Annotated in this window: 8 protein-coding genes; 6 read left to right on the forward strand and 2 right to left on the reverse strand. The window is 54.3% G+C overall.

Going from position 1 to position 12,543, the window contains the following annotated elements; all coding sequences use genetic code 11:
- The first annotated feature begins 8 nt into the window (after window positions 1-8).
- The 6 genes from mukF to FD737_RS00510 all read left to right on the forward strand — a co-directional run bounded on the left by mukF (window position 9) and on the right by FD737_RS00510 (window position 9,886).
- Entirely contained in the window at window positions 9-1,331 is a 1,323-nt protein-coding gene (mukF, locus tag FD737_RS00485) for a chromosome partition protein MukF (RefSeq protein ID WP_034820534.1), read from the forward strand.
- Window positions 1,312-2,046, forward strand: coding sequence for a chromosome partition protein MukE (mukE, locus tag FD737_RS00490; RefSeq protein ID WP_097119316.1), 735 nt, complete (start codon window positions 1,312-1,314; stop codon window positions 2,044-2,046). The genes mukF and mukE overlap by 20 nt, the downstream gene beginning before the upstream one ends.
- A complete protein-coding gene (mukB, locus tag FD737_RS00495) occupies window positions 2,043-6,509 on the forward strand; it encodes a chromosome partition protein MukB (protein ID WP_160832434.1) in 4,467 nt (1,488 codons plus the stop codon). Before mukE ends, mukB begins: the two co-directional genes overlap by 4 nt.
- 180 nt (window positions 6,510-6,689) lie before the next feature.
- Window positions 6,690-8,480 carry a L,D-transpeptidase gene (gene ldtD, locus FD737_RS00500; protein WP_370522984.1) on the forward strand — a complete coding sequence of 597 codons (1,791 nt, stop codon included), beginning with the start codon at window positions 6,690-6,692 and terminating at the stop codon, window positions 8,478-8,480.
- A gap of 188 nt (window positions 8,481-8,668) precedes the next feature.
- On the forward strand, window positions 8,669-9,220 hold the full coding sequence (locus tag FD737_RS00505; protein ID WP_034820522.1) for a YcbK family protein: 552 nt from the start codon (window positions 8,669-8,671) through the stop codon (window positions 9,218-9,220).
- Window positions 9,221-9,256: 36 nt separating this feature from the next.
- Window positions 9,257-9,886, forward strand: a complete 630-nt coding sequence (locus FD737_RS00510) for an MBL fold metallo-hydrolase (protein WP_097119313.1) — start codon at window positions 9,257-9,259, stop codon at window positions 9,884-9,886.
- 42 nt (window positions 9,887-9,928) lie between these two features.
- On the opposite strand, the gene FD737_RS00515 is transcribed toward FD737_RS00510, so the two are convergent.
- Both FD737_RS00515 and ompF read right to left on the reverse strand, forming a co-directional pair.
- Window positions 9,929-11,119 (reverse strand): amino acid aminotransferase, encoded by a 1,191-nt coding sequence (locus FD737_RS00515; RefSeq protein ID WP_160832436.1) that lies wholly within the window; start codon window positions 11,117-11,119, stop codon window positions 9,929-9,931.
- 199 nt (window positions 11,120-11,318) lie between these two features.
- Window positions 11,319-12,494, reverse strand: a complete 1,176-nt coding sequence (ompF, locus tag FD737_RS00520) for a porin OmpF (RefSeq protein ID WP_304622093.1) — start codon at window positions 12,492-12,494, stop codon at window positions 11,319-11,321.
- Window positions 12,495-12,543 lie beyond the last annotated feature (49 nt).

Here is a 12,543-nt window from a genome sequence, read left to right on the forward strand (position 1 = left end):
GATCAACTATGAGCGAATTTTCCCAGACGGTCCCCGAATTGGTGGCATGGGCGCGCAAGAATGACTTTTCACTTGCGTTGCCGGTAGAACGTCTGGCCTTTTTGCTGGCTATCGCCACCTTAAACGGTGAGCGCATGGACGGTGAAATGAGTGAAGGTGAACTGATCGATGCGTTTCGTCACGTCAGTAAAGCCTTTGAGCAAACCCATGAAACCGTGCAGGTGCGTGCCAACAACGCCATCAATGACATGGTGCGTCAGCGTCTGCTCAATCGCTTTACCAGTGAGCTCACTGAAGGCCACGCGATTTACCGTCTGACGCCGCTGGCCATCGGCATTACCGACTACTACATTCGCCAGCGTGAATTTTCCACGCTGCGCCTGTCAATGCAGCTGTCGATTGTGGCGCAGGAACTGAAGCGCGCTGCGGATGCCGCTGAAGAAGACGGTGATGAATTCCACTGGCATCGCAATGTCTTTGCCCCGCTGAAATATTCCGTGGCCGAGATTTTTGACAGCATCGACATGACGCAACGTCTGATGGATGAGCAGCAACAAGCGGTGAAAACCGATATTGCGGACCTGCTCAACAAAGACTGGCGTGCCGCGATTTCAAGCTGTGAACTGCTGCTGTCCGAAACCTCCGGCACACTGCGTGAACTGCAGGATACGCTGGAAGCGGCGGGTGACAAATTGCAGGCCAATCTGTTGCGCATTCAGGATGCTACGCTGAGCAGCCCCGACTTGGGCTTTGTCGATAAGCTGGTGTTTGACCTGCAAAATAAGCTGGACCGCATCATCAGTTGGGGTCAGCAGGCCATCGATTTGTGGATTGGCTACGACCGCCACGTACATAAATTTATCCGTACCGCTATCGACATGGATAAGAACCGCGTCTTCGCGCAACGTTTACGCCTGTCGGTGCAGAACTACTTCGACCAGCCTTGGGCATTGACCTACGCGAATGCCGACCGTCTTTACGATATGCGCGATGAAGAGATGACGCTGCGTAATGATGAGGTGATGGGCGAACTGCCGCCAGAGATGGAGTACGAAGAGTTTAACGAGATTCGTGAGCAGCTTGCCGCGATGATCGAAGAAGCATTGCAGATTTATAAGCTGGAGCAAAAGCCGCTCCATCTCGCTACGGTGATGCGCGATTATCTGGCGCAATACCCGCGTGCGCGCCACTTTGATTTGGCGCGTATCGTCATCGATCAGGCAGTACGCCTCGGTGTCGCCGAAGCTGATTTAGCCGGTCTGCCGGCAGAATGGCAGACTATTAATGATTACGGAGCCAAGGTGCAGGCACATGTCATCGACAAATATTGAACAAGTGATGCCAGTTAAACTGGCGTTGGCACTGGCAAACCCGATTTTCCCGGCGCTCGATAGCCAGTTACGCGCGGGACGCCACATTGGTATTGAGGAACTGGATAATCACGCTTTTCTGATGGATTACCAGGAGTACCTGGAAGAGTTTTATGCGCGCTACAACGTTGAGTTGATGCGCGCGCCGGAAGGTTTCTTCTATCTGCGTCCACGTTCAACGACGCTGATTCCACGCTCGGTGCTGTCCGAGCTGGATATGATGGTCGGTAAGATCCTGTGTTACCTCTACCTCAGCCCAGAGCGTCTGGCCAATGAGGGGATTTTCACCCAGCAGGAGCTGTATGACGAACTGCTGTCACTGGCGGATGAGAGCAAACTGCTCAAGCTGGTAAACCAGCGTTCGACCGGTTCTGACCTGGATCGTGCCAAGCTGCAGGAAAAAATGCGTGCTTCGATCAGCCGCCTGCGCCGCCTAGGTATGGTGTGGTACACGGGCAACGACAGCAGCAAGTTCCGCATCATGGAGTCGGTGTTCCGCTTCGGTGCGGATGTGCGCAGCGGTGACGATGCGCGTGAAGCACAGCTGCGTCTGATCCGCGACGGCGAAGCCATGATGCTGGAGAACAAAGCCGCGGCCAACGAGAGTGATGATGCAGATAACGACAATGACGTTGAAAGCGATGCGAATGATAACGCGGAGGATGAACAGGAATGATTGAACGCGGTAAGTTTCGTTCGCTAACGCTGATCAACTGGAACGGCTTCTTTGCCCGTACCTTTGATCTCGATGAGCTGGTGACCACGCTCTCCGGCGGTAACGGTGCGGGTAAATCCACCACCATGGCGGCTTTTGTCACGGCGCTGATCCCCGACCTCACCTTGCTGCATTTCCGTAACACCACCGAAGCGGGGGCCACCTCGGGCTCTCGCGATAAAGGTCTGCACGGTAAACTGCGCGCGGGTGTCTGCTATGCGGTGCTGGATGTGGTCAATTCGCGCCATCAGCGCGTGGTGGTCGGCGTGCGTCTGCAACAGGTTGCTGGACGCGATAAAAAAGTCGATATCAAACCCTTCAGTATTCATGGCCTGCCGACCGATTCGCAGCCGACCGATATGCTGACCGAAATCCTTAACAGCCGCCAGGCGCGCGTATTACCGCTGGCGGAAGTGAAAGAACGCGTTGAAGCGCAGGAAGGCGTGCAGTTCCGTCAGTACAACTCGGTTACGGATTACCACGCCGTCCTGTTCGAGCTGGGCGTGGTGCCGCGTCGTCTGCGCACCGCCAGCGACCGCAGTAAGTTCTATCGTCTGATTGAAGCCTCGCTGTACGGCGGTATCTCCAGCGCTATCACCCGTTCACTGCGTGATTATCTGTTGCCAGAAAATGGTGGCGTGCGCAAAGCCTTCCAGGATATGGAAGCCGCGCTGCGTGAAAACCGCATGACGCTGGAAGCGATTCGCGTTACGCAGTCCGATCGCGACCTGTTTAAGCATTTGATCTCTGAAGCCACCAGCTATGTGTCGGCAGATTATATGCGTCACGCCAACGAGCGTCGCATTCATCTCGATGGGGCACTGCAACTGCGCAATGAGCTGTTTACCAGCCGTAACCAGTTGGCTTCGGAGCAGTATCGCCACATCGAAATGGCGCGTGAACTTTCTGAGCACAACGGTGCAGAAAGCGATCTGGAAACCGACTATCAAGGCGCCAGCGATCACCTGAATCTGGTCCAGACAGCCATGCGTCAGCAGGAGAAGATCGAGCGCTATGATGCCGATCTCGAAGAGCTGACTTACCGCCTCGAAGAACAGAATGAAGTGGTGGCGGAAGCCCGCGAAGTGCAGGAAGAGAATGAAGCGCGTGCCGAAGCGGCTGAAATTGAAGTGGATGAGCTGAAAAGCCAGTTAGCCGATTTCCAGCAGGCGCTCGATGTGCAACAAACGCGGGCCATTCAGTATCAGCAAGCATTGCAGGCGCTGGATAAAGCGCGCGCGCAGTGTCAGTTGCCCGATCTGACCATCGATAATGCGACGGAGTGGCAGGAAACCTTCCAGGCACGCGAAGAAGAAGCCACCGAGCAACTTTTACGTCTGGAGCAGAAACTCAGCGTGGCCGAAGCGGCGCACAGTCAATTTGAGCAGGCATTAGCGCTGGTGACCAGTATCGCCGGCGAAGTGAGCCGTCAGGATGCATGGCAAGTGGGACGCGACTTATTGCGCGATGCCGCTAACCAGCGTCATCATGCCGATCAGCTCTCTTCGCTGCGCCTGCGTCTCAATGAGCTGGAAACGCGCCTGCGCGAGCAGCATGATGCCGAGCGCCTGTTAGCCGATTTCTGCAAGCGTCAGGGGCAACAGTACGATGCCGACGCGCTGGAAGGGCTGCAGCGCGAGCTGGAAGCACAGATTGAACAGCTGAACGAAAGCGTGTCCGATGCCGGTGAACGCCGCATGCTGATGCGCCAGGAACTGGAACAGCTGCGTGAACGCATCACTGCACTGACGGCGCGTGCGCCACATTGGCTGGCCGCGCAGGAAATCCTGACGCAGCTTAGCGAGCAAACGGGTCAGGCGCTGACTAACAGCCAGCAGATCACTGAGTTCATGCAGCAGTTGCTGGAGCGTGAGCGTGAAACCACCGTTGAACGTGACAATGTGGCGGCACGTAAACGTGAAGTCGAGCAGCAGATCGAGCGTTTAAGTCAACCTGGTGGTGCGGAAGATGCTCGCCTGACGCAACTGGCGGAACGATTTGGCGGCGTACTGCTGTCGGAAATTTACGATGACGTCACACTGGATGACGCACCGTACTTCTCGGCGCTGTATGGCCCATCGCGTCATGCGATTGTGGTACCCGATTTATCTCTGGTGCGTGAACTGTTGGATGGCCTGGAGGATTGCCCGGAAGATCTCTATCTGATTGAAGGGGATCCGCAGGCGTTTGATGACAGCGTCTTCAGTGTTGATGAGTTGGAAAACGCCGTGGTAGTGAAAGTGGCTGAGCGTCAGTGGCGCTACTCCCGCTTCCCTAAAGTGCCGCTGTTTGGCCGCGCTGCGCGTGAAAACCAGCTGGAACTGCTGAACAATGAACGCGACCAGCTGGCAGAACGGTTTGCCACTTTGTCCTTTGACGTGCAGAAAACGCAGCGCTTGCATCAATCCTTCAGCCGCTTTATCGGTAGCCATTTAGCGGTGGCCTTTGATGAGGATCCTGAAGCGCTGATCCGCCAGCTAAACAGCCGTCGTGGCGAGCTGGAACGGGGTCTGGCACAGCATGAGAATGATAACCAGCAGCAGCGTGCCCAGTTTGAACAGGCTAAAGAGGGCGTCAGCCAGCTCAACCGCCTGCTGCCACGCGTGAATCTGCTGTTGGATGATTCACTTGGCGATCGCTGCGAAGAGATCCGTGAACGCGTCGAAGAAGCTCAGGAAGCGGCGCGCTTCCTGCATCAGCATGGCGCTAAAATCAGCAAGCTGGAGCCGCTGGTGTCGGTGTTGCAAAGCGATCCGCAGCAGCATGATCAGCTGGAGCGCGATTACCAGCAAGCACAGCAGCAGCAGCGTGATGCGCGTCAGCAGGCCTTTGCCCTGACGGAGGTGGTGCAACGTCGCGCCCACTTTAGCTATGAAGATTCTGCCGGCATGCTGACCGGCAACAGCGATCTCAATGAAAAACTGCGCCAGCGTCTGGATCAGGCGGAGGGTGAGCGCAGTCGTGCGCGTGAACGTCTGCGCGAACATCAGGCGCAGCTGACACAATATTCACAAGTGCTGGCATCACTGAAAAGTTCCTATGACGCCAAGCGTGACATGCTGAAAGAGTTGCAGCAGGAGATGCAGGATATCGGCGTGCATGCCGATGCCAGCGCCGAAGAGCGCGCCCGCGCCCGACGCGACGAACTTTATACCGCATTAAGCCATAACCGTGCTCGTCGTAATCAGCTGGAGAAACAGCTCACGTTCTGCGAAGCCGAAATGGACGGCCTGCAGAAGAAACTGCGCAAGCTGGAGCGTGATTATCACCAGATTCGTGAGCAGGTCGTCAGCGCTAAAGCAGGCTGGTGTACGGTGCTGCGTCTGGTCAAAGAGAACGGCATGGAGCGTCGCCTGCATCGTCGTGAGATGGCCTATCTGGGCGGAGATGAACTGCGTTCAATGTCGGATAAGGCATTGGGTGCACTGCGTCTGGCGGTGGCGGATAACGAACATCTGCGTGATGTGCTGCGCATGTCGGAAGATCCAAAACGTCCAGAACGCAAAGTACAGTTCTTTATCGCAGTTTATCAGCATCTGCGCGAACGTATTCGTCAGGACATCATTCGTACTGACGATCCGGTTGAAGCCATCGAGCAGATGGAGATTGAGCTGAATCGTCTGACGGAAGAGCTGACGGCACGCGAGCAGACGCTGGCCATCAGTTCACGCAGCGCGGCGAATATCATTCGTAAAACCATTCAGCGTGAGCAGAATCGTATTCGTCAGCTGAACCAGGGCTTGCAGGCCGTGAGCTTTGGTCAGGTGCGCAGTGTACGTCTGAATGTTAACGTGCGTGAAGCGCACTCTACGCTGCTCGATACCTTGTCTGAAGAACATGAAGCGCATCAGGATCTGTTTACCAGCAATCGTCTGACCTTCTCCGAAGCGCTGGCGAAACTCTATCAACGTCTGAATCCACAAATTGATATGGGGCAGCGCACACCACAAACCATCGGTGAAGAGCTGCTCGACTACCGCAACTATCTTGAGATGGAAGTGGAAGTGAACCGCGGCTCCGATGGCTGGCTGCGCGCAGAGAGTGGAGCGTTGTCGACCGGTGAAGCGATCGGTACCGGTATGTCAATTCTGGTGATGGTGGTGCAAAGCTGGGAAGAGGAATCACGTCGTCTGCGCGGTAAAGATATTTCGCCATGCCGACTGCTGTTCCTTGATGAAGCGGCGCGTCTCGATGCCCGCTCCATCGCCACCCTGTTCGAACTGTGTGAGCGTCTGGAGATGCAGCTGGTGATTGCTGCGCCAGAGAACATCAGCCCGGAGAAAGGCACCACCTACAAGCTGGTGCGTAAAGTGTTTAACAACACTGAACACGTGCATGTGGCGGGGCTGCGTGGATTCTCGGCAGATCCTGTGCCAGCAAAACGCGACACCAGTGATATCGATTTAGAAACAGAAAATACCTGACGCTGAATCTGGTTAAAAAACAGCGCACCGTTTAATCTGTAAGCGGCATCTGCACACTGAGGCAGATGCCGTTTTTTATTTGTATACTCAACAATAAGAGTAAGGCTGTACATAGCGAAAACAGGGCGCTGTGTCTTAGGTGAGAAGGGGGCAGGGATGTGGCTGAATAGAAGAAGCAGAATGAATCGTGCGGTACTCGCACTCAGTGTTTCACTGGTATTGTCGCCGCTGGCCACCAGCCATGCCGCGATCATTGCCGCTTTACCCGGAACTTCACATAGCGCCATGTCAGTGGCGGCGAGTCAGCATCAAATTCAGCAGGCTTTTAGCCCCAGTCAGCAGCCTTTCTATCTGCCGGGATTAGCCGGTATCTACGCCGCGCGTAATATGGCGCCACTCTGGCAGGATCAGCAAGCGGTGCAGGCTTTCCAGCAACAGTTGGCGGAGGTGGCGCTTTCCGGCGTCCAGCCACAGTTTACTCGTTGGGTTGAATTACTGACTAATCCCACGATTACCGGCATGGCGCGCGACATCGTGCTGAGCGATGCCATGTTAGGCTATTTGCAGTTTGTCGCTAATGTGCCGACGCAGGGTGAAACCTGGCTGTACAGTAATGTTCCCTACAAATTGACGATGCCGGGCGTAGCTGCCATTAACCAGTGGCAAAATGCGGTAAACGGTGGTGGCAGTCGCGCGTTTATCATCTCGCTGGCACCGCAACATCCTCAATATGCGCCGATGCACAGTGCGCTCAAAGCGCTGCTGACCGATAACCGTCCATGGCCACAACTGCGCGACAGCGGGACGCTCCGCCCCGGCCAAATTAGCAACGATGTGCCTGCGCTCAGAGAGATTTTGCAGCGGACCGGCATGCTGACTGCCGCAATGCACAGCAGCACACCGACGCCAGCTGATGATGCCGTGCCGACAGCACCTGTGCCGGTCAGCCAGAGCAATCAGCCGATCGCGGTGAGTCCATCGGCGGCCAGCGTCAATGATTTGTCTGCACAGGCACCTGCGGCAACCGGCAACGTGGTGGCGAATACCACGCCTGCTGGTGATAATGTGTATGACGCCGCGCTGGTGGAAGGGGTAAAACGCTTCCAGCACTGGCAAGGTCTGGCAGATGATGGGGCGATAGGCCCTCGCACGCGTGAGTGGTTGAATGTGTCACCGCAGATGCGCGCATCGTTACTGGCACTGAATATCCAGCGCCTGCGTCTGCTGCCGGATGATATGCATAACGGCATTATGGTGAACATTCCCAACTATTCACTCACCTATTACAACAACGGAGCCACGATTTTGTCATCGCGGGTGATTGTCGGTCGTCCCGATCGTAAAACGCCACTGATGCGCAGTGCGTTGAACAATGTGGTGCTCAATCCACCGTGGAATGTACCTACCACTTTGGTGCGTCAGGATATCGTGCCGAAGGTCAAACAGGATCCCGGATACCTCTACAAGCACGGCTATACCTTACTGTCGGGCTGGAGTGCGGATGCCGAAGTGATCGATCCGTCGATGATTGACTGGCATATGGTTTCTGCAGCCAGTTTCCCGTATCGCATTCGTCAGGCGCCGGGCGCGATGAACTCGCTGGGTCGATATAAGTTTAATATGCCGAGTTCCGATGCCATCTATTTGCACGACACGCCTAACCATGGCTTGTTCCAGCGCGATATTCGCGCACTGAGCTCTGGTTGTGTGCGCGTGAATAAGGCCTCTGAACTGGCCGACCTGCTGCTGCAGGATGTGGGTTGGAATGACAGCCGCATCACCGACACGCTGAAACAGGGCGACACGCGCTATGTGCCGATTCGCCACCGCATCCCGGTTAATCTCTATTATTTAACCGCATGGGTCGCGGCGGATGGACAGCCGCAATATCGTACAGATATTTACAATTATGATAACCCTGCGCGCTCCGGTAGCCAGGTTCTGTCAAAAGCAGGAAAACTTCTCCTCTAGTCATTGATTTGCCGGATTTCACCTCTCTTCGAAAAGATCAGGGCCCGTCGCAAAATTTCGGTTTTGCGCGGGTTTTGGTCATTCTGTGACACATTGCGGGTTGACTGACCTCCAGGCTGCGGTTACTGTTCGGCCTTGTGTACTTTTTACACATTTTTTTATCGCTTTAGATTAGGTAACCCCGCTACATGGCTAATTTTGATTCTCAACGTCGTCGATTGCTCCTGATTGGAGGCGCAGCGGCAGGTTTGTCTCTGCTTCCTGGTTCAGCGCTGGCTTCGCTTTCCACCTCGCGCCCCCGAGTATTGACGCTTAATAACCTTCACACCGGTGAAACCCTTAAAACGGAGTTTTTTAACGGCAAGAGTTATGACAAGGATGAGTTAGCCCGCTTAAATCACTTCTTCCGTGATTACCGCGCCAATCAAGTGAAACACATCGATCCGCATCTGTTTGATCAGCTCTATCGCTTACAGATGGTGCTCAACACCCGCAAACCGGTGCAGCTTATCTCAGGCTACCGTACGCTGGCCACTAACAATATGCTGCGTGAATCGGGTCCTGGCGTGGCCAAACACAGTTATCACACCAAAGGGCAGGCGATGGATTTCCATATCGAGGGAATTTCATTGAGCAATGTTCGCAAAGCGGCGTTATCTATGCGCGCCGGTGGTGTAGGATATTACCCGCGCAGCAACTTCGTACACATAGATACCGGGCCTGCAAGGCACTGGTCCTGATACCGGCAGCGCTGCGTGTGTCGGTCATGGAGCGCTATGAATTACCACATTATTCCGGTTACGGCCTTTTCTCAAAACTGCTCGGTCATCTGGGATGACGAAACTCAGCAGGCGGCGCTGGTGGATCCCGGCGGCGATGCCGAGACGATTATTGCCGTATTAGCTGAGCGGGGATTAACCCCCGCGCAAATTCTGCTGACGCATGGTCATCTTGATCATGTGGGGGCCGCTGCTGAACTCGCCGCACACTATCAAATTCCTATTGTTGGCCCTCACAAGCTGGATGCGTTCTGGCTGGATAATTTGCCGACGCAAAGCCGTATGTTTGGCCTGCCGGAATGTGCGCCACTGGCGCCGGATCGCTGGCTGGAAGAGGGCGAAACGGTTCAGGTTGGCAATGTCACGCTGGAAGTGCTGCTGTGCCCGGGTCATACGCCGGGACACATTGTTTTCTTTGACCGGGCTGGGCGCTTATTGATATCGGGTGATGTGATTTTCAATGGCGGTGTCGGACGTACCGATTTCCCGCAGGGCAGCCACAGCGATTTAATCAATGCGATTAACACTAAGCTGTTACCGCTGGGTGATGATGTGACCTTTGTGCCGGGCCACGGTCCGATTTCCACCTTGGGTCGGGAGCGTATCAGTAATCCGTTCCTGCAATAAAAAATGGGCCATTAAGGCCCATTTCTCATTCTACTGACTTGTTTAAAGTACAGCGACAATCGCTTCACAGAGCGCAGACATATTGTCTGGCGTCATCCCGGCCACGTTCACACGACCAGAGTTAACGGCATATACGCCGAACTCGTCACGCAGGCGCACAACCTGATCTTTGGTCAGGCCGCTAAACGAAAACATGCCATTCTGCTTAATGATAAAGCTGAAGTCCTGTTTCGCGCCTTTCTCTGCCAGGGTATTCACGAACAGCTGACGCATGCGCTGGATGCGCTGACGCATGTCTGTCAGCTCCTGCACCCAGATGGTACGCAACGCGTCGTTACCGAGGATGGTGGCGACCACAGCGGCACCGTGTGAAGGTGGGTTAGAGTAGTTAGCACGGATGCTGTATTTCACCTGGCTAAAGGCGGTTTTCGCGACATCGCTGTTGGCGGCAACCAGCGTCAGTGCACCGACACGCTCGTTGTACAGGCCAAAGTTCTTGGAGTAAGAGCTGGCAACAATCAGCTCCTGATGAGACGCGGCGAAAATACGCAGACCTTCTGCATCCTCATCCAGGCCACGTGCAAAGCCCTGGTAAGCGAAGTCGAACAGTGGCAGCCAGCCTTTTTCCTGCGATAGCTTCGCCAGCTGTTGCCACTGGTCCGCGGAAGGATCGACGCCAGTCGGGTTGTGGCAGCAGCCGTGGAAAAGAACCACGTCGCCGGCTTTGGCTTCCTGCAACGAAGCGATCATGCCTGCGAAATTGAGGCTATGGTTGGCCGCGTCGTAATACTGGTAATCACAAACTTCCAGACCCGCCGCGTTGAATACGTTTTTGTGGTTCGGCCAGCTAGGGTTGCTTACCCACACACGCTTCACATTGGTCTGCGTCGCGAGGAAATCCGCAGCGACGCGCAATGCACCGGTGCCGCCTGGAGTTTGTGCTGTGCACGCGCGGCCCGCTGAAATCAGCGCGCTCTCTTTGCCGAACAGCAATTCCTGAGTGCAGCGAGCAAAGTCGGCCAGACCATCAATGCTCAGATAATTTTTGGTGGTTTCATTTTCCAGCAGATACTGCTCAGCTTTTTTAACACTGGTGAGTACCGGTGTTTTACCGGTTTCATCTTTATAGACACCAATGCCAAGGTTGATTTTATTCGGGCGGTCGTCGGCGCGAAACAGGTCAGCCAGTCCCAGAATAGGATCGGCGGGTGCGGCAGAGATCGATTCAAACATGAGTCAGTTCCGTTTGGGTGAACTTTAGCGAAATGAGCTATCAGGTTAGCGTCAGATGATACGCTTGCCAACCGCTGACATAAAAAAGAAATAAGCCGCGTGTATAAAGTAGAGGCGCTAATTGAGAAGCTGATCACTGAAAAGCAAAACGGAGCCCGAAGGCTCCGTTTTTAGGCGATACACATATCTAATCGAGAGATTAGAACTGGTATACCAGGCCTACAGCAACTACGTCGTCGGTAGCCAGACCCAGAGGGTTGTTGTCATCCAACTGGTTGATTTTGTAATCAACGTAGGTAGCCATGTTTTTGTTGAAGTAGTAGGTTGCGCCCACATCGATATATTTAACCAGGTCAGCATCGCCGATACCTTCGATGTCCTTGCCTTTAGACTGGACATAAGCGATGGATGGACGCAGACCGAAGTCGAACTGGTACTGTGCAACAACTTCGAAGTTCTGTGCTTTGTTAGCAAAGCCAGTGATAGAAGCATTGGAGTAGGTGTTACCGTTCTGAGCAACAAAAGTACCAGAGCCTGAAGCTGAAATTGGTGTGGAGTTACGGGTTTCACCGTACATCGCTGCTAAGTAGATGTTGTTCGCATCATACTTCAGTGCAGCAGCCCAGTTTTCAGCACGCTTACCAGCGCCTTCACCTGTTACATCAGTAACTGTAGCTCCGCCAGTTGTGCTGTTGGTGTAAGTAGTCTGAGCACCAGCTGACTGCGCATTAGTACGATCACTGCTGCTATATGCTGCAGCTACACCCAAACCAATTGGTGAGGTGTAAGAGGTGGAGATACCGTAGCCGTCACCGTTGGCACGACGAGTATCAGTACGATCATTTTTGCCCTGATACTGTAATGCGAAGTTCCAACCGTCGACCAGACCGAAGAAGTTGGTGTTACGGTAAGTCAGCAAACCGGTGCTACGACCGTTCATGAAGTTATCTGAGTAACCAGAGTCACCACCGAATTCTGGCAGAACGTCAGTCCAGCCGATTGCGTCGTATACAACGCCGTAGTTACGACCGTAGTCGATTGAACCTGCATCACCGAATTTCAGACCCGCGAAGCCCAGACGGGTTTTGTTACCGTCTTGCGCGTCAGAACCTTCAGAGTTGTTCGCCTGAACGTTGTATTCCCACTGGCCGTAACCGGTCAGCTGGTCGTTAATCTGGGTTTCACCCTTGAAGCCAAAGCGAACATAAGTCTGATCGCCGTCATCGCCAGCGTTGTCAGAGAAGTAGTGCAGACCAACAGCTTTACCGTACAGATCCAGTTTGTTGCCGTCTTTGTTATAGATTTCTGCTGCGTTTGCTGCGCCTGCAGCTAACAGAGCAGGGATAACCACTGCAAGAATGTTGCGCTTCATCATTTTTTATTACCCTCATTGGAGTTATTTGGACATCTGCCACTGCCGTCAA

This window comes from Pantoea sp. Seng (assembly GCF_009829935.1).
Taxonomy (GTDB): domain Bacteria; phylum Pseudomonadota; class Gammaproteobacteria; order Enterobacterales; family Enterobacteriaceae; genus Pantoea; species Pantoea communis.

Excerpts from the sequence above, each read along its gene's own strand:
- mukE (WP_097119316.1), top strand. The coding sequence starts at position 1,312 with ATGTCATCGACAAATATTGAACAAGTGATGCCAGTTAAACTGGCGTTG.
- FD737_RS00510 (WP_097119313.1), top strand. The coding sequence starts at position 9,257 with ATGAATTACCACATTATTCCGGTTACGGCCTTTTCTCAAAACTGCTCG.
- FD737_RS00515 (WP_160832436.1), bottom strand. The coding sequence starts at position 11,119 with ATGTTTGAATCGATCTCTGCCGCACCCGCCGATCCTATTCTGGGACTG.
- ompF (WP_304622093.1), bottom strand. The coding sequence starts at position 12,494 with ATGATGAAGCGCAACATTCTTGCAGTGGTTATCCCTGCTCTGTTAGCT.
- mukB (WP_160832434.1), top strand. The coding sequence starts at position 2,043 with ATGATTGAACGCGGTAAGTTTCGTTCGCTAACGCTGATCAACTGGAAC.
- FD737_RS00505 (WP_034820522.1), top strand. The coding sequence starts at position 8,669 with ATGGCTAATTTTGATTCTCAACGTCGTCGATTGCTCCTGATTGGAGGC.
- ldtD (WP_370522984.1), top strand. The coding sequence starts at position 6,690 with ATGAATCGTGCGGTACTCGCACTCAGTGTTTCACTGGTATTGTCGCCG.
- mukF (WP_034820534.1), top strand. The coding sequence starts at position 9 with ATGAGCGAATTTTCCCAGACGGTCCCCGAATTGGTGGCATGGGCGCGC.